We start from the raw sequence: 18619 nt of genomic DNA on the forward strand, positions 1-18619 counted from the left end.
CAATCTATTTACTCAGTTTTTTTAACTGATTATTTACACCTATTTATTGTTTGTTGATTTTTTCTTCTCTCTCTATTCTGTTGTTAATGTCCTTTTTTATTGCTTTTTGATTCCCGCTTTCCTGCGGTACATTGATTATAATACCATAGTTTTAATATTCCGTCAATATTTTTTTTGTTTTTTTTCAAAAAAATTTATTTATTTATTAAACTCTTTAATTTATCTTTTATATTATTAGATTTTCCTAATTTCAATATCAAATCTATTCCCCAAGATTTCTTTTATTTTTAAAATATATTTTTTAGAGATATACTCAATTTTACTTCTTCCTTTGTTACAAGTTTTCCAGATTCAACAACATTTCCATCTACCACAATTTTATATTCTCCTAAAGTTTTTCCTGATTCTACTGGAGCAATTACCCCTTTATTTCTTTTTATAGATATTTTTATATCACTGTCTTTATTCAAAATATCTGTAAAATTCTTATCAGGATATAAATCAGCATATTCTTTATCCCCACTGAATACAGGAACTTTAGCTATAGAAATATTTTCATCAGTAAGTTTTCTAAAATGATAATGCTCATAAAATTCTTCCATTTGACTTAAAACACTTTCATCTCTTTTTTTATAAGTAGGCCCTCCTACAACAACTGTAAATATCTGCATATCTTCTTTATCACTTAATACAGAAATATTATATCCTACTTTAGAATGATGTCCTGTTTTAATTCCATATATTCCCTCTTCTCCCAATAAAAGATTTCTATTTTTTATTTTCAATTTTCCATCACGTATAGTAGTTTCTTTTATAGAAGCTATCTCCATATATTTATTATATTTAGCAGCCTCAAGTGACAATTTGTATATCCCTCTTGCTGTTCCAGCATCCATTCCCTTTTTGGTCATATCACTTGGAAGGCCAGCTGGTGTATAAAACTCCAATTCCTTTTCTAGTCCTAAATCTGTGGATTTCTTATTCATCAATTTTACAAATTTATCTGCATCACCTTTTCCTATATATTCGGCTATTGCATAAGCTGCATTATTAGCTGAATATATGGCTGTCGCTTTAATTAAATCTTCAAGAGTAAAAACATCTCCCTCTTTCATAGGGATTCTGCTTCCTCCAGTTTGAGCTGATTTCTTACTTACTTTAATTTTATCTTTCATTTTTATGCTGCCTTTTTCTAATTGATCAAAAGTTACCATTAAAGTCATCATTTTTGTTAGAGAAGCTAATGGATATTTTTCATCAATATTTTCTGAATAATATATCTTTCCTCTATTATCTCCTAAAAGCATCGCTTTATATAAAGGTTTTTCTTCTTTCAATGCAACTTCATCTTCAGCTTCTTTAGCAAAAACTGTGGAACTTGCAAGTATAATAGTTAATAACAATACATTTAAAATTTTCTTCATTTTGCATCTCCTGTTGTATAAAAATAAGCTTCTGTAAAATTATATCATAAATTTACAGAAGCTTATATCAAAATTTAAATTTTAATTGAGTTATTTTCTATTTTTCTTCTTTTTTATCTTTTTTAGAAAGATAATCTTCAATAGCTAATTTAATAGCTTCCTCTGCAAGAACAGAACAATGCATTTTTACTGGTGGAAGTCCACCTAATGCATCTACTACTTTTTTATTTGTAAGAGCTAGAGCTTCATCAACAGTTTTTCCCATAATAAGTTCTGTAGATATTGAAGAGCTAGCTATTGCTGAAGCGCATCCAAAAGTTCTAAACTTAACATCAGTTATTATATTATCTTCTACTTTAATAAATATCTCCATTATGTCTCCACATGAAGCATTCCCTACTTTTCCATAACCAGATGGATTTTCAATAACTCCAACATTGTGCGGATTCATAAAATGTTCCATTACTTTTTCTGTATATTGCATTTTCATACTCCTTATTTACTATTATTTATTTTAAATTCATTCCAAAGAGGAGAGATCGCTCTTAACTTTTCGATCACTTCTACCAGAACTTCCACTGTATAATCTATTTCTTCTTTTGTATTATATTTTCCTAGACCAAATCTAATAGTTCCATGAGCAAACTCAGGTTCAATCCCCATTGCTAGTAATACATGTGAAGCCTGCAGATCATCTGATGAACAAGCTGACCCTGAACTTACTGCTATTCCTTTATAACTTAAACTAAGAAGAATTGACTCCCCTTCAAGATATTTAAATGTTATGCTTGAAGTTCCTGGAAGTCTTTTCACTCCTTTAGCATTTATTACTATTTCAGGTATTTTTTTTGATACTTCGCTTTCAAAATAATCTCTTAGTTCTTCCTCTTTTTTAAATTCTTCTGCCATATCTCTATAAGCTATTTCTAAAGCTTTAGCCATTCCAACCATTCCTGGAACATTTGAAGTTCCTGGTCTTCTTTTTCCTTCTTGACCTCCACCTGTAAGAACTTTTCCAAATCTTACACCATTTCTCCAATAAAGAGCTGCTATTCCTTTAGGACCATAGAATTTATGTGCTGAAAAAGAAAGAAGATCAATTCCCATTTCTTTTGGTTTTATATCAACTTTTCCCATCGTCTGAACTGCATCCACATGAAATATAATTTTATTTTCTTTTGCTATTTTTCCTATTTCTTCTATAGGTTGAAAAGTTCCAACTTCGTTATTAGCATGCATTACAGTTATTAAAATAGTTTCTTCTTTTATCACACTTTTCAATTCTTCTACATCAATCATTCCATTTTTATCAACATGAAGAATTGTTACTTCATATCCTTCATCTTCAAGATCTTTCAAGGTATTTTTTATAGCTGGATGCTCTATTGGACTTGCTATTATATGTTTTCCTCTATTTTTATATGCTCTAGCTATTCCTCTAATTGCAAGGTTATCAGATTCACTTCCTGAGGCAGTAAATATTATCTCATTAGGTTCTGCATCAAGATACTTTGCAATAATTTCTCTTGATTCATTCATAGCCTTATTTGTTTCTTTACCAAAAAGATGCAAACTTGAAGCATTTCCATAATACTCAGTTAAATAAGGTACCATTGCTTCAAATACTTCATTATCCATCTTTGTTGTTGCATTATTGTCTAGATAAACTCTCATATTTATCGTCTCCTTGAATTACATTTCTTACTTGTCAACTATGTTATACCATTCTTTATTTATTTTGTCAAGAATTAAAATGATTACTTATCTATATTTTTTCCATGGTTACAAAACTCTCTTATTTCACATTCACTGCATCTTGGTCTTCTGGCTATACATTTGTCTCTTCCTTGTAATATAAGATAGTGTGAAAAATCTATCCAGTCTTTTTTAGGAACTATTTTCATAAGTTCTTGTTCTATTTTTACAGGATCATCATTTTTTACCAACCCAATAAGATTTGATAATCTTTTAACATGAGTATCTACAGTTATTCCATCTGCCAGACCCCATACTTCTCCTCTTACCACATTGGCTGTTTTTCTTCCCACTCCTGCAAGTTCTATAAGCTTATCCATATCTTTTGGTATTTCTCCATTATATTTAGAAAGAAGTTGCTGACTGCATAATTTTATATTTTTAGCTTTATTTCTAAAAAATCCTGTACTTTTTATCATTTCCTCTATTTTTTCTACTGGAAGAGCTGCAAATTCTTCAGGAGTATTAACTTTTTTATACATTTCTTTTGTAACAATATTTACTCTTACATCTGTACATTGTGCTGAAAGAATAACGGCTACAAGGAGTTCAAAAGGTGTCTTAAAATTCAAAGCACATTTAGGATCTCCAAATTTTTCATGAAGATTTTCAAGTATTTTTTTTACTTTTTCTTTTTTAGTCATAATTTTTCCTCTAAAGCTCTCACTTTCTTCTCAAATAAAATATGTTCAGTTCCATTATATTCTTCATTTTTTTTTCTTTTAAATCCAATTTTAAGAAATACCTTTTGGGATATCTCATTTTCTTCCAATATGTATGCTGATATTTTTTTTATATTTGGCTTTTCAAAGCAGAGTTCATTGATACTATTAACAACAACAGTTTCTGAATATCCCTTTCCTCTTATGCCTTCTATGAGATATACACTTATAATAGCTTCATCTTCATCTAATTCAAATTTTACAGTTCCTAAAAATTCGCTGCTCAAACTTTCTATGGTATAAAAAAGGTATGTGGGAGAATTAATAACAAAACTATACCATCTTCTATGTGCTTCCCACTGATCTTTTTCTTTATCAGGATAGTACTTTTCCACATAATTTAAATGGATATATTTATAAATATCTGGTATATCTTTATCCATCATTTTTCTCAATATTATTTCAATCAACAAACTCACCTTTGACTACTTTAAAACTACTTTATGATATTTTTTCTTCCCAATTTTTACAAGAAATTCTCCATCAACAAAAAGATCCTTGGTTATAGGCATAGCAAAATCAGTTACTTTATTTTCTCCTATATTTAATCCATTCTGCTGAACAAGCCTTCTTCCTTCACTTTTAGTTTTCAATATCCCTTTTTCCACTAAAAAATCTACAAGCCCAGTTCCTAAGGTATTTTCTTCTATCTCTACTGAAGGGACACTGCTCATATCCTGTCCTCCTCCAAATAAAGCTTCTGCTGCTGTCTTAGCTTTAAGTGCCTCTTCTTCTCCATGAATCATTTTGGTAATTTCAAAAGCAAGTACCTTTTTAGCTTCATTTATCTCTGCTCCTTCTAATGCACTCAGTTTTTTTACTTCATCCATTGGAATAAATGTCAATAATGAAAGACATTTTTCAACATCTACATCATCAACATTTCTCCAGTATTGGTAAAATTCATAAGGAGATGTTTTTTCTGAGTCCAACCATAAAGCTCCCTTTGCAGTTTTACCCATTTTCTTTCCTTCACTATTAGTAAGAAGAGTACATGTCATTGCAAAAGCCTGCTTTTGTTCTTTTTTTCTGATAAGTTCTACTCCAGCTATCATATTAGACCATTGGTCATCTCCTCCCAGCTGCATAGTACATCCATGTTTTTGATTCAACACAAGAAAATCGTATCCTTGCATAAGCATATAGTTAAATTCAAGAAAAGAAAGTCCAACTTCCATTCTAGATTTAAAACATTCAGCTGCAAGCATCCTATTTACAGAAAAGTGTGCTCCTATATCTCTTATAAAATCCACATAATTAAGTTTTAGTAACCAGTCTGCATTATTTTCGAGTATAGCTTTTCCATCTGAAAAATCTATAAATTTCTCCATTTGTTTTTTTATAGATGCTGCATTATGAGCAATAATTTCCTTTGTCATCATAGTTCTCATATCAGTTCTTCCGCTTGGATCACCTATCATAGCTGTCCCTGCACCTAAAAGAGCTATTGGTCTATGACCATGTTTCTGCATATGAGCCATAAACATCATGGCAATAAAATGCCCTACATGAAGACTGTCTGCTGTTGGGTCAAACCCTATATAAAAAGTAACTTTCTCTTTTCCCAGTATTTCTCTTATTTCTTCTTCATGAGTAAATTGTTTTAAATATCCACGTCCTACCAGCACATCAAATACGTTTTCCATCTCGTCCTCCCTTATTTTTCTATACTATTTTAGCACAAAGCTCTTTATTTTTAAAGAAAAATAAAAGCCTATTGATTGTATCAATAGGCTTTTCTATCTATTAATACATCCCCTTTACTATATAACTGCATGACAAAAGGGATTTAGTTTCCTAAATCCTAATAGCAGTAATAGTATGAAGATGTTATAAATACATTGCTTTTACTAAACATTTTAGACCTCTTTATATTTTCATTTCTTTAAATTTTATCATGTTTTTATTATTTTTTCAAACTTTTATTACCTTGAATTATTTTCTTAAATATAAAAAAGAACAGAGATTTCTCTCTGCTCCATTTTTTATGATTCTCTTTTCATGACTTTATTTTTTATTCCTCCAGCTATATTTTTTACTTTATACCCATTCTGAAGTAAAAATCTTGAAGCTAGATATCCTCTCAATCCCACTGCACAATATGTCCATATTTCTTTATCTTTAGGAAGTTTTTTCACTTCTTTCCTCAACTCTGAAAGTGATATATTTATACTATTATCAAATATCCCGCTTGGAAGCTCCATTTCATCTCTTACATCTAAAATAATATGCTTATCTTCTTCATAATTCTCCAAATCCTCAAAAAATATTTGTTCAAACAAACCATCTTCAATATTTTCTCCTATAAATCCTGCCATATTAGCTGGAGATTTAGCTGATAAAAACGGTGGAGCATATGCTAATTCCAATTCTGTTAAATCATATATTGTTCCCTTAAATTTTATCACTGTAGCTATGACATCTATAAACTTATCTGTTCCTTTTATTCCAACTGCCTGTGCACCTAATATCTCTTTATTTTCTTTATTATAAATTACTTTTATTGACATAGGTGTAGCATTTGGATAATAATTAGCATGATCATTTGGATGTAAATATATTTTTTCATATTTCATCTTTAAATTTTTTATAGTTCTTTCATTTAGTCCTGTTGAAGCTCCTGTTAATTCAAAAACCTTTATTATTGCTGTTCCTAAACTTCCTTTATATGTCTCATTTCTTCCAGCAATATTTCCTGCTGCTATTCTTCCTTGTCTATTGGCTGGCCCAGCTAATGGAATTGCACTTTTTTCTCCAGTTATATAATTTTTTACTAATATACTATCTCCAGCTGCATATATTCCTTTTATATTAGTTTCCAAATTATCATTTACCAGTATATGCCCTTTTGTTCCCAACTGTATTCCAGAATCTTTTAGAAAAGCTGTATCTGGAACCACTCCTATTGAAAAAATCACTATGTCGCTTTCCACTTTTTCTCCATCTTCAAGATGTATAAATATTTTTTCATTTTTTTCTTCAAACTCAACAACTTTTTTGTTTGTCATTAAATTTATTTTATTTAAAACAAGTTCAATTTCTAAAAAATTTGCCATTTCACTATCAAATGGTGTTAATATATTGGGAGCTGCTTCTATAAGTGTAGTATTTATTCCTATATGCTGAAGATTTTCAGCAGTTTCAACTCCCACATATCCTCCTCCTACAACTACTGCATTTTTTATTCCTTGAACTGTTACTTCCCTTTTTATTTTGTCCATATCATTTATATTTCTTAAAGTATATATTTTTTTATTATTAATTCCTTTTATTGGTGGAAGCATTGGTTTTGCTCCAGGAGCTAAAACCATATAATCAAAATTTTCCTCATATTCCTCTCCTGTATTTTTTCTGATTTTAGCTATTTTATTGTTGCTGTCTATAGATATAACTTCACTATTTATTCTTACATCTAAATTGAATCTATTTTTTAATTTTTCTGGTGTCTGAACCAGTAGACTGTCTCTATTCTCAATAATATTTCCTATGTGATATGGAAGCCCACAGTTAGCAAAAGAAACATATTCTCCTTTTTCAAAAATTATTATTTCCAAGTTTTCATCTAAACGTCTTAATCTTGTTGCAGCAGAAGCTCCTCCAGCTACTCCACCTACTATTAATACTTTTTTCATTTTTATACCCTCCATGCCTTATGCCTTGATTCATAGATAAATTATAAGAAAAATCCTAATCATTGTAAAGAAAAGTATTTTCATATTTATACAGTAAAAAGCACATCTGTAAATATTGTTTTTATTCAATATTATTAGATGTGCTTAATTTCTTTCTGTTACTTTTTCATTATTTTATGCTTATTTTATTTTTTCCAAAGCTTTATCTAAATCACCTATTATATCTTCTATATTTTCCAATCCTACTGACAATCTTACCAGCCCTTCTGGTATCCCTGCCTCTTTTAATTCCTCTCTTGTATAAGCTGAATGAGTCATAGAAGCTGGATGCTGTATCAATGTTTCTGTATCTCCTAAACTTACTGCCAATGCACACATTTCAACATTATTCAGCAATGTTTTTCCTGCTTCAAATCCTCCTTTAAGCTCAAATGACATTATTCCCCCAAATCCTGTCATTTGTTTTACTGCTATTTCATAACCTTCATGATCTTTTAAGCCTGGATAATACACTTTTGCCACTTTAGGATGAGCATTTAGATATTCAGCAACTTTCATTGCATTTTCACAGTGTCTCTGCATTCTTATTTCAAATGTTTTTAATCCTCTTATTATAAGATGAGCTTCTGTTGGACCTAATACTGATCCTGTCATATCTTTTATTCCAAATAGTTTTATTTCTGATATAAGTTCCTTATTACCAACTGCAAATCCTGCTATTACATCTCCATGCCCATTTAAATATTTAGTTGCTGAATGAACTACTACATCTGCTCCTAATTGTAAAGGTTTCTGTAAATATGGAGAGGCAAATGTATTGTCTACTACTACTTTTGTATATTCATTTGCATGAGCTATTTTTGATATTTCTTCTATATCAGATATTTTCAAATTAGGATTTGCTGGTGTTTCTAAGTATACTACTCTTGTATTTTTCTTCATTGCTTTTTTTACTGCTTCAAGGTCAGAAGTATCTAAAAATTCAACTTCTACTCCATATCTAGTCATTCCATGACACAATAGTGCAAATGTACATCCATATAATATTTTATCTGCTATTACATGATCTCCTGCTCTTAAGAGTGTCCAAAGGACAGATGAAATTGCTCCCATTCCGGAAGATGTAGCTGCTGCTGCCTCTCCACATTCCAATGCAGCTATTTTTTCCTCTGCTACTGCTGTTGTAGGATTTCCAAGTCTGGAATAAATATATCCTTCCTCTTCTCCTGCAAATCTGGCTCCCCCCTGCTCTGTTGAATCAAATATAAATGTAGAAGTTTGATATATTGGAGTAGATAAAGCTCCAAATGGATTTTTACTTTGTCCTGCGTGAATAGCTATTGTTCCTATTCCTTTATTTTTCAAATCTTTCATTGCTCCCCCTCCATAAAATTTAAAATAATGTTTCTAATTTTATTCTCTTATACCATTAGGATTTTTTTCAATAAATTCCTTTTCTTCTTTTGTACGCAGCAATCCAAATTGAATTGTTATACAAGTTGTTATTATCAAAGCGAACATATAGAACATATATTTTAATACAGCCATAGGTGATACATCTGAAAGTCCTGTAACTATAAGCATACCTCCATCATAAGGTGTCAATGCAATGAAAGCACATGCAAATATATCTATAAGACTGGCAAGACGTTTTGGAGCAATTCCATAATTTTTTCCTATTTCTTTGGCTATAGGAGCTGATATAATGATAGCTATTGTATTATTTACAAGAGCTGCTGATAAAAGTCCTGAAAGAAGTCCAATTCCATATTCTGCTCCTTTACGTTCCTTGATTCTAGAAACAATACTATTTACTAGCCAGTCTACTCCACCATAATATTTAATTAAGCCTATCAACCCAGAGATCAATATAGCTACAATAGTTATGCTGAACATATCTTCCATTCCGCTACCTATTGCTCCCACCCAATCCAAGAAACTTATACTTCCTTCTCCAAGACCAATAACTCCTGTCATTGCTATCCCTATAAATAAAACTCCTGCTACATTAAATCCCATTAAAGCTGCAATCAGTACTACTACATATGGAATTACACGAAGTAAATAAAATGGATGTGCTCCTGTTATAACTCCTGCTCCTCCAAATATCCAATATCCTATTATTGCAATTATAGCTGCTGGAAGAGCTATAAAAAAGTTCATCTTAAATTTATCTTTCATTTCTGATCCTACACCTTTTGTTGCAGAAATAGTAGTATCTGATATCATTGAAAGATTATCTCCAAAATATGCTCCTCCAATAACAGCAGCACATGTCAGAGGCAGATTTAATCCTGCTGCCTGAGCTACACCTATTGCTATTGGAGCCATAGCTGCAACTGTTCCCATAGATGTTCCTATTGCAGTTGAAATGAAACATGATATAAGAAATACACCTGGAACTAAAGCTGCACTTGGAATAAATGTCAATCCAAGATTAACTACTGATTCAACTCCACCCATTGCTTTTGCTGCTCCTTGAAATCCTCCAGCTAGAAGATAAATTAATCCTATAAGAATAACTCCTGCATTTCCTGCATTTTCAGAAAATATATCTATCTTTTTCTCAAGCTTCATTGATCTATTCATTATAAATGCCACTGCTATACCTATAAGAAGAGCAACATGTCTAGGAAACTTTTTAAATGCTCCATCTACTCCCATAAACGTAAACATAAGCCCACTTCCTATATACAGAGCTAAAAATACCAATAAAGGCAAAAATGCTATTGCCCCATATTTTTTTTCATCATTTTTTCCATTCATAAATTAAACCTCCCCTAATTTTTTATCTTTTTTCTCTCCATTTTTTGATTCCATTCTCTATTCTATTCATTCCTTCTTCCACCATATATCTTGGGCATGCTATGTTCATTCTTTCAAATCCTGTTCCATTTTCTCCAAACCAAAATCCATCATCTAATGCTATCTTACACTTCTCCTGCATAAACTTTGACAATTCCTCTTTAGATAATCCTAAAGTAGAAAAATCAAGCCACATAAGATAAGTTCCTTCAGGTTTTCCAACTTTTATCTCTGGTATTTTTTCTTCTGCAAATTTAATCACATAATCCATATTTCCATTCAAGTGTTCAATCAGCTGATCTACCCACTCATCACATTTTACATATCCAGTTTCAAATGCTACCAGACTAAATGGACTATTTCTTTTTATATCCAATATCCCAAGTTCATTGTCAAATTTCTCCCATTCCTCTCTCCTTGGAAATGTTACAAATGAAGCTTGAAGACCAGCTATATTAAATGTTTTAGTTGGTGAGAAACAAGTAATAGTATTATATTCTATTTCTTTTCCAAGAGAAGCTGCTGGTATATGTTTATGTCCTGGCATTATTATATCTCTCCAGATTTCATCAGCAATAACTCTTACTTTATATTTTAAACATAAATCAGACATTTTTTGAAGTTCTTCTCTTTTCCATACTCTTCCCACTGGATTGTGGGGACTGCACAAAATAAATAAATTAACATTTTCATCAGAAACCTTTTTTTCAAAGTCTTCAAAATCTATTGTATAATATCCATCAGAATCTTTTATCAATTTATTTTCCATTACTTCTCTTTCATTATCCTTTATGGTAGCTGCAAAAGGATAATATACTGGACTTTGAATAAGTATCTTTTCTCCTGGTTTTGTCATCCCTCTTACTAATAAAGAAAGTGTAGGTACAACTCCTGGACTGTTTATAAGAGTAGATGGATCAATCTTATATCCAAATCTTCTTTCTAACCAGTCTGCCGCTGCCTTATAATAAGAGTCTGGTCTATATACATAGCCAAATATTCCCTGTTCCACCTTTTCTCTCATGGCATCTATTATCTCAGGAGCTGTTTTTAAGTCCATATCTGCTATCCACATTGGCCATAAATCATTTGATATAAATTTCTTTCCCATTTCTTCCCATTTAGCTGAATGATTTCCTGTTCTGTCAATTTTTTCATCAAAAGAATATTTCATTTTTCCTCCTTACAGAAACAACTTATATTTTTTTAATACATAGCAATTTTTTAATTCATATATTATAATATAACTATAAACTGTTATACTCTTTTAGTCAAGACATATAACTGTCAAAACTGATATACAACAGTTTATAATTTTTGCATAAGTGTGCTTTTCACGTATTTTAAGCTCTGTTTTCAAATAATAAAAACTGTTTTAATATCTGTTGTATAACACTTTTAACTTTTTATTTATATTAAACATTATCAATTTATATAAAACAGTTGGGGATATAAGGGGGGAGATTTTTATGAAACTTAATTTTATAATTTACAAAGATTCACCTCATAAAATTTACTTGCAGCTATATGACTCTATAAAAAATATGATAGAAACTGGTGAAGCTCTTCCCAATGAAAAACTTCCATCTATAAGGCAGATAGCTATCAAATTTGATATAAACACTCTTACTGTTTTAAAAACATATGATCTCCTTGAAAAAAACAATTACATCTATAAACTTTCTGGAAAGGGATGTTTTGTAAAAGAAAAAAACAAGCTTATATCAAGTACTCAAAAACCTGTTATAAATAATTTTGCAATAATGAATAAAGATATAAATTTTGCAAGTGCTACTCCTGATGCTGATCTTTATCCTGTTGAAATATTCCAAGAAATTATAAATGATATATTTAATAATTATGGGGGAAAAGCTTTTAATTATTTTAATACACAAGGACTTTTAGAATTAAGAGAAACAATATCTGAAAAACTAAAAAATAACTATATTTATACTTCTCCAAATAATATTCAAATAGTTGCTGGTTCTCAGCAAGCTCTTGATTTGATAAAAAAAATTATATTAAAAAGAAAAACTACTACAATGGTTGCTGCTAATCCGACATACTATGGAGCTATAAATACATTTTCTGAAATAGCAAAAATGATAAGTGTTCCTTTAGAAAAAGATGGTATAAATATGGAAGAATTAGAAAAAATTCTTCAAAAAAATAAAGTAGATTTTATCTATACTATGGTAAATTTTGAAAGTCCCACTGGAATTTCATGGTCAATGGAGAAAAAGAAAAAAATCCTTGAGTTTTCAGAAAAATATAACTTCACAATCATAGAAGATGACTGTCTTTCTCCTTTGTATTACTATAATAATATCACAACTCCTTTAAAAGCTATGGATAAAAAAAATAAAGTAATATATATAAATTCTTTTTCAAAGCTCATAATGCCTGGAATAAGACTTGGATATATGATTGTTCCTAATAATTTGATTTCTGATATAATTGCTGCAAAATTTTCAGCTGATATCTCGTCTTCTGGTTTATTTCAAATGGCACTTCATCTTTTTCTTAAGAAAGGTTATTTAGAACCTAATATTGAAAAATTAAAAAAAGCATTTAAAGAAAAATATGAGCTCACATTATCACTTTTACAAGAAATAAAAGAAATAGAACTTCCATATATCCCTCAAGGAGGGCTATATATATGGATAAAGCTGCCAAAAGGTCTCAATTCAAATATTTTTTATAATATATTGAAAGAAAGACAAGTTTCTATACTTCCTGATTCTGTATTTTATATGAATGATGAACAGGAAAATAATCATATTCGTTTAAGTTTTGCAGCAGTAACAAAAGAAGAAATAACAAGAGGAATAGAAATAATAAAAAAATCTTTGGAAGAATTTTCACAAAAAAAAGATTTTTTATTCAAAGAAGATTTTATATCTATTTTAATAAGATAAAATTTTATAATAATTATGATAAATTTTATAAATTTTATTTTAAAAAAAAGTATCGTATTATTATGGTACTTTTTTTATTTTTTAGTACATTAAATAACTTTATAAAAAAAATCATAAAAAAAATTTATGTTTTTTTTAATAATGATTTTATTCTTAAATGCTTTCAAAATTTTATTTCATATTTTTTCAGTACTTTATTACTTAAAAAAAATATATTGCATAAAATATAATCCCATGCTAAAATCTTGAAATAAAATTTTTGAAAAAAAAGAGCACGTGTTTCTTTATAATAAAAATATTTTTTTATTTATAAGGAGGATAAAATGAAAAGTATGCTAGAAACTTTTGGGATTAACTATTTTTCTGAACTTGATTTGAAAAGTAGAGTGCCTGGAACAATATTCAAAAAATTTAAATCTGCTCAACTTGGAGAGGGTGAACTGTCTCCAGAAGTCGCAGATATTATTGCATCTACTGTAAAAAACTGGGCCATTGAAAATGGTGCCACTCACTTTACCCACTGGTTCCAACCCCTTACTGAACTCACTGCTGAAAAACACGAATCCTTTATCTCTGTTTCATCTGATGGAACTATTCTGTCTCAATTCTCTGGAAAATCTCTTATAAAAGGCGAAACTGACACTTCTTCTTTCCCAAATGGCGGACTGCGTTCAACTTTTGAAGCTCGTGGTTATACTGCATGGGACACTACTTCTCCAATGTTTTTAAAAGGTAATGGTATTTCTAAAACTCTTTATATTCCTACAGCTTTTGTTGGTTATAATGGAGAAGCACTTGATAAAAAAGTTCCTCTTTTAAGATCTATCAAAGCTATTGAAATCCAATCTTTAAGAATACAAAAGTTATTAGGTGATACAAATACTAAACATATTGATGTTACTCTAGGGGTGGAGCAGGAGTACTTTTTAGTTGATAAAAAATTCTGGGACAAACGTCTCGATTTATCTCTAGCAGGAAGAACTCTTTTTGGTAATCTTCCTCCAAAAGGTCAAGAAATGAATGATCACTACTATGGAACTATTAAAGAAAGAGTTGAAAACTTCATGGCTGAACTTGACAGTGAACTTTGGAGGATTGGTGTTATTGCTAAGACCAAGCATAATGAAGTTGCTCCTAATCAATTCGAGCTTGCTCTTATGTTCACCTCAGCAAATGTAGCTGTAGATCAGAATCATCTTACTATGGACACAATTAAAAAAGTTGCTGACAGACACCAGCTGGCTGCTCTACTTCATGAAAAACCATTTCAAGGTATAAATGGTTCTGGTAAACACTGCAACTGGTCTCTTTCAACTGACACTGGAATAAATATTTTTGATCCTAATACTCTAGCAAAAGATAATTTACAATTTCTTCTCTATGTTATGGCTGTAGTTGAGGGAATAGACAGATATTCAGATATATTAAGAGCATCTACTGCAACTCCAGGAAATGACCACAGATTAGGGGGCCATGAAGCTCCTCCAGCTGTTATTTCTATATTCTTAGGAGACCAATTAGAAGAACTCTTAAAAAATATAGAAAATATAGATGTTTCCTCTACTGAAGAAGAAAAAATTGATATAGATATTCATATACCTAAAATAGCAAAAGATTTTTCAGACAGAAACAGAACTTCTCCTTTTGCATTCACAGGAAATAAATTTGAATTTAGAATGCCTGGTTCAAGTGCTTCTCCTTCAACTCCTGTGTTTGTTTTGAATACTATTGTTGCAGATATTCTAAAAGAATATGCAGATTTGTTATCTGAAGATACTTCAGTGAAAAATATTAATAAATCTATAATAAAATTAGTAAAAGAAAAATATAAAAAACATAAAAGAATAATATTCAATGGAAATGGATATGACAGCTCTTGGATAGAAAAGGCTGAAGAACTTGGACTTCCTAATTTGAAAAATACTATTGCAGGTCTTCCTATATACATCAAAGAAGAAACTATCAGTCTATTTGAAAGAAATAATATTCTCACTAGAGAAGAACTTTATTCAAGATTCAAAGTTTATTGTGAAAGATACAATAATCAGTCAAATATTGAAATAACAACAGCTGTAAGAATGGCAAGAAATGAAATATATCCATGTATTATTAAATATATTAATAATATTTCTCAAATGATTAATAATGTAAGAGCAGCTCTTGGAGAAGAAAAGTTTATTCAATATGATAAAGAACATCTTATTAAAGTAATCAGTTATAAGAATCGTTTAAAAGATACTATCACAAAATTAAATGAAGGTACTAAAACAGCATTTTCTATTTCAGATTCTTATAAAAAAACTATCTATTATGATACTGAATTAATCCCTGTACTTAATGAAATGAGAGTCATTGTAGATGAACTTGAATTATTAATAGAAAAATCTGTATGGCCTATTCCTACATATTTTGATCTCTTATTTAATCTTTAAATAATTTTGTTTTTAACACACTTCAATATAATAGAATCAAGAAGCTGACTTATAAATAAGTCAGCTTCTTGAATTTATATTTCCTTGTATTTACCATTTAAATAATCATAGGCTATTTTAGAGAATGCTGCTGCTCCCATCTTTATAACTTCTTCATCTACATTAAATTTAGGATTATGAAGTGGATATTGTGTATTTTTATCCTCATTTGCACTTCCTACTATTATATATGTAGCTGGAGTTTTTTCACTAAAGAAGCAGAAATCATCTCCACCTATCTTAAAGCTTTGATTTACAACAAACCCTTTATTAAAAATATCTTTCACACTTTCTCTGACAGCTTCTATTATTTCTGGAGTATTATAAACAGGGAATGTTTTGCCTCTATATGAAAGCTCATACTCCACTTCATATATTTCACTTATATTTTTTATTATCTTATCCATATGTTTTTTTACAAGTTCACGATTATATTTATGTAAAGTTCTTACTGTTCCCGCTATTATTGCTTCATTTGGAATAATTGCATCATATGTTCCAGCATTAAATCTGCATATCTGTACTACACATGGTTCTAATGGGGACACTTTTTTAGGTATAAGATTCAAAAGATTATATGCTTCTACTGCTGGCAATATAGGATCTATACTTTTAGAAGGAAATGAGCCATGTCCCCCTTTTCCAGTAAATTTTATTTCAAAAAAATCTGGATATGAACTCACAGGCCCTGGTTCTATAGACACAGTTCCTATTTTCTCGTTAGGTTCTACATGCATTCCAATCACATAATCCACTTTTGGATTTTCCAGTATTCCATCTTCTACCATCAAATCTGCTCCCCCTACAGTTTCTTCTGCTGGCTGAAAACAAAGTTTTACATTCCCATCAAGTTCATTTTTTAATTGTGATAATATCCTTGCTGCCCCTAGTAAAGCAGCTGTATGAACATCATGTCCACAGGCATGCATTTTTCCACTTACTTGTGACTTGTATTCTATTTCATTCTCTTCACTCATAGGAAGAGCATCTATATCAGCTCTTATCATTATTGTTTTTCCTAAAGGATTTTTACCATATATCATCCCCTGTATTCCAGTTTTGGCAAATCCTCTTTTTATTTCTATTCCTAGTTTTTCTAATTCTGCTGCTATAAAATCTGAAGTATTTATTTCTTGCCCACCTAGTTCTGGATTTCTATGTATTATTCTACGGTTTTCTATCATTTCTTTGGAATATTTTTCTGCTAACTCCATTATTTTATTCATTCTATCCTCCTGCTCTTATCCTAATTGAGTATTTTGTTTTTCTTGTAAATCCGCCTCTTTTTCCTCCTTAGTTTTCATCAATCCAAATTGGATAGTTATTATTGTACAGATTCCTAAAAATACCTGATAGAAAGAAAAACTTATTATTTCTATTGGAGAAACTGAAGCCATAGATGTTATAAGCAGCATTCCTCCAGCATGTGGAGCTAAACATAGTATTACACAACTAAATATATCTAATAGGCTGGCAGTTCTTTTTGGAGCTATTTTAAATTTTTCTCCCACCTGCTTAGCTATTGGTGAAGCGATTATAATAGCAATAGTATTATTTACAAGGCAGAAAACTAATACTGATACTAAAACAGCTATGCTGTATTCTGCTCCCTTACGAGTTTTTATATTTCCAGTAAGTTTTTGCACAAGCCATTCTATTCCACCATATTCTTTTATCAATCCAATAAGTCCTCTAATAAGAATAGCCATAATAGTAACATTCATCATTCCGTCCATACCTTTTGCTACTGATTGAAAAAATGTTACAAAGGTCATGCTTCCAGTTACAAATCCTACCAATCCTGCAAATAAAATTCCTCCAATAAGAACTGTAAATACATTTACTCCTGCAACTGCTGCCACAAGTACTGCTAAATATGGAATTACTTTTATCAGATTGTAACTTAATTCTCCCTCAATCTGTCCAGCTCCTCCCAATATTGTAAAGGCTATGATAGTTGCAATGGCTGCTGGTATAGCAATTAAGAAGTTCATTCTGAATTTATCTTTCATTTCACAACCTACTCCTCTAGTAGCTGCAATTGTAGTATCTGATATAACTGAGAGATTATCTCCAAACATAGCTCCCCCCAAAACTGCTGCTAATGTTATTGCTGGATTTAATCCTACTTTTTCAGATATTCCCAATGCAATTGGAGCAACTGCAACAAGTGTTCCTGTTGAAGTTCCCATTGCTGTTGATATAAATGCTGATATAACAAATAATCCTGGAACTAAAAACTGTTTTGGAACAAATGTAAGCCCAAGATTTACAACAGAGTCTACTCCTCCCATTCCTTTTGCTACCCCTGCAAAAGCTCCTGCCAAAAGAAAGATAAGAGCCATCATCATTACTCCACTTTCTCCTGAAGTTGTTGTAAATATATTAATTTTATCGTCCAGCTTCATTTTTCTATTCATAGCAAAAGCTATGATAACTCCTATGAGCAGTGCTGCATGTCTTGGAAGCTGATTGAATGGACTTGCTACTCCTTTAGCTGAAAAAAACATCCCTCCTCCTAAATATATTATCAAAAATATAATCAGTGGAATAAAAGCCCAACCCCCATAATTCTTTTTTTTTCCCTCTGTTTTCTTGTTCATAATTATACCCCCTTATTATAAAAAATAATTTCTTCCCCCTCCTTATAAAACATATTTCAAATGAATATATATTTATTTTATTATTATTTTCTTTAATATAAATATAATCTTTCATTGTCTATTAGTCAAGAGATATAACTGTTTAAACTGATATACAACAGTTTTATTTTTATAGTATTTTATTTTTTATCGTGCTTTAAGATTTATTTTAAAATGATAAATATAAAAAATAACTGTTGTATAACACTTTTTTCCTCTAAATATTTTAACCATTTCTAATTAATAAAAT

General features: G+C 30.3%; 14 protein-coding genes. 2 read left to right on the forward strand and 12 right to left on the reverse strand.

The annotated features are described in order from the left end of the window. Positions 1–287 precede the first annotated feature (287 nt). The 10 genes from E6771_RS04990 to E6771_RS05035 all read right to left on the reverse strand — a co-directional run bounded on the left by E6771_RS04990 (position 288) and on the right by E6771_RS05035 (position 11512). Positions 288–1424 carry a D-alanyl-D-alanine carboxypeptidase family protein gene (locus tag E6771_RS04990; protein ID WP_316090041.1) on the reverse strand — a complete coding sequence of 379 codons (1137 nt, stop codon included), beginning with the start codon at positions 1422–1424 and terminating at the stop codon, positions 288–290. Between the two features lie 97 nt (positions 1425–1521). After that, positions 1522–1908 carry a Fe-S cluster assembly scaffold protein NifU gene (nifU, locus tag E6771_RS04995; RefSeq protein ID WP_316090042.1) on the reverse strand — a complete coding sequence of 129 codons (387 nt, stop codon included), beginning with the start codon at positions 1906–1908 and terminating at the stop codon, positions 1522–1524. 11 nt (positions 1909–1919) lie between these two features. Further along, positions 1920–3098, reverse strand: a complete 1179-nt coding sequence (gene nifS / locus E6771_RS05000) for a cysteine desulfurase NifS (protein WP_316090043.1) — start codon at positions 3096–3098, stop codon at positions 1920–1922. 83 nt (positions 3099–3181) lie between these two features. Then, entirely contained in the window at positions 3182–3823 is a 642-nt protein-coding gene (gene nth, locus E6771_RS05005) for an endonuclease III (RefSeq protein ID WP_316090044.1), read from the reverse strand. After that, positions 3820–4311, reverse strand: a complete 492-nt coding sequence (locus tag E6771_RS05010) for a GNAT family protein (protein ID WP_316090045.1) — start codon at positions 4309–4311, stop codon at positions 3820–3822. Before E6771_RS05010 ends, nth begins: the two co-directional genes overlap by 4 nt. 15 nt (positions 4312–4326) lie before the next feature. Further along, on the reverse strand, positions 4327–5547 hold the full coding sequence (gene tyrS, locus E6771_RS05015) for a tyrosine--tRNA ligase (RefSeq protein WP_316090046.1): 1221 nt from the start codon (positions 5545–5547) through the stop codon (positions 4327–4329). Between the two features lie 339 nt (positions 5548–5886). After that, the gene (locus E6771_RS05020) at positions 5887–7533 is read right to left on the reverse strand and encodes an FAD-dependent oxidoreductase (protein ID WP_316090047.1); all 1647 of its coding nucleotides are present in this window, start codon (positions 7531–7533) and stop codon (positions 5887–5889) included. A gap of 180 nt (positions 7534–7713) precedes the next feature. After that, positions 7714–8907, reverse strand: coding sequence for a methionine gamma-lyase (megL, locus tag E6771_RS05025; RefSeq protein ID WP_316090048.1), 1194 nt, complete (start codon positions 8905–8907; stop codon positions 7714–7716). Between the two features lie 39 nt (positions 8908–8946). Next, on the reverse strand, positions 8947–10299 hold the full coding sequence (locus E6771_RS05030; protein WP_316090049.1) for a Na+/H+ antiporter NhaC family protein: 1353 nt from the start codon (positions 10297–10299) through the stop codon (positions 8947–8949). A gap of 22 nt (positions 10300–10321) precedes the next feature. Further along, on the reverse strand, positions 10322–11512 hold the full coding sequence (locus tag E6771_RS05035) for a MalY/PatB family protein (protein ID WP_316090050.1): 1191 nt from the start codon (positions 11510–11512) through the stop codon (positions 10322–10324). Positions 11513–11807: 295 nt separating this feature from the next. On the opposite strand from E6771_RS05035, the gene E6771_RS05040 reads away from it, so the two are divergent. Together E6771_RS05040 and E6771_RS05045 are read left to right on the forward strand one after the other, a co-directional pair. After that, positions 11808–13256 (forward strand): PLP-dependent aminotransferase family protein, encoded by a 1449-nt coding sequence (locus tag E6771_RS05040; RefSeq protein ID WP_316090051.1) that lies wholly within the window; start codon positions 11808–11810, stop codon positions 13254–13256. A 323-nt stretch (positions 13257–13579) separates the two neighbouring features. Then, on the forward strand, positions 13580–15688 hold the full coding sequence (locus tag E6771_RS05045; RefSeq protein WP_316090052.1) for a glutamine synthetase III: 2109 nt from the start codon (positions 13580–13582) through the stop codon (positions 15686–15688). A 74-nt stretch (positions 15689–15762) separates the two neighbouring features. Here the strand turns inward: E6771_RS05045 and E6771_RS05050 are convergent, their stop codons facing one another. Continuing rightward, positions 15763–16953 (reverse strand): M20 family metallopeptidase, encoded by a 1191-nt coding sequence (locus E6771_RS05050; protein ID WP_316090053.1) that lies wholly within the window; start codon positions 16951–16953, stop codon positions 15763–15765. A 15-nt stretch (positions 16954–16968) separates the two neighbouring features. Continuing rightward, the gene (locus E6771_RS05055; protein WP_316090054.1) at positions 16969–18330 is read right to left on the reverse strand and encodes a Na+/H+ antiporter NhaC family protein; all 1362 of its coding nucleotides are present in this window, start codon (positions 18328–18330) and stop codon (positions 16969–16971) included. Positions 18331–18619 lie beyond the last annotated feature (289 nt).

Origin of the sequence: Fusobacterium sp. (assembly GCF_032477075.1) — a bacterium.
In the GTDB taxonomy this organism is placed as follows: domain Bacteria; phylum Fusobacteriota; class Fusobacteriia; order Fusobacteriales; family Fusobacteriaceae; genus Fusobacterium_A.

Bases quoted from the DNA above. Each gene is read 5' to 3' on its own strand.
- nifU (WP_316090042.1), bottom strand. From the start codon at position 1,908: ATGCAATATACAGAAAAAGTAATGGAACATTTTATGAATCCGCACAAT.
- E6771_RS05035 (WP_316090050.1), bottom strand. From the start codon at position 11,512: ATGAAATATTCTTTTGATGAAAAAATTGACAGAACAGGAAATCATTCA.
- tyrS (WP_316090046.1), bottom strand. From the start codon at position 5,547: ATGGAAAACGTATTTGATGTGCTGGTAGGACGTGGATATTTAAAACAA.
- E6771_RS05045 (WP_316090052.1), top strand. From the start codon at position 13,580: ATGAAAAGTATGCTAGAAACTTTTGGGATTAACTATTTTTCTGAACTT.
- E6771_RS05050 (WP_316090053.1), bottom strand. From the start codon at position 16,953: ATGAATAAAATAATGGAGTTAGCAGAAAAATATTCCAAAGAAATGATA.
- nifS (WP_316090043.1), bottom strand. From the start codon at position 3,098: ATGAGAGTTTATCTAGACAATAATGCAACAACAAAGATGGATAATGAA.
- nth (WP_316090044.1), bottom strand. From the start codon at position 3,823: ATGACTAAAAAAGAAAAAGTAAAAAAAATACTTGAAAATCTTCATGAA.
- E6771_RS05020 (WP_316090047.1), bottom strand. From the start codon at position 7,533: ATGAAAAAAGTATTAATAGTAGGTGGAGTAGCTGGAGGAGCTTCTGCT.
- E6771_RS04990 (WP_316090041.1), bottom strand. From the start codon at position 1,424: ATGAAGAAAATTTTAAATGTATTGTTATTAACTATTATACTTGCAAGT.
- E6771_RS05030 (WP_316090049.1), bottom strand. From the start codon at position 10,299: ATGAATGGAAAAAATGATGAAAAAAAATATGGGGCAATAGCATTTTTG.
- E6771_RS05040 (WP_316090051.1), top strand. From the start codon at position 11,808: ATGAAACTTAATTTTATAATTTACAAAGATTCACCTCATAAAATTTAC.
- megL (WP_316090048.1), bottom strand. From the start codon at position 8,907: ATGAAAGATTTGAAAAATAAAGGAATAGGAACAATAGCTATTCACGCA.
- E6771_RS05055 (WP_316090054.1), bottom strand. From the start codon at position 18,330: ATGAACAAGAAAACAGAGGGAAAAAAAAAGAATTATGGGGGTTGGGCT.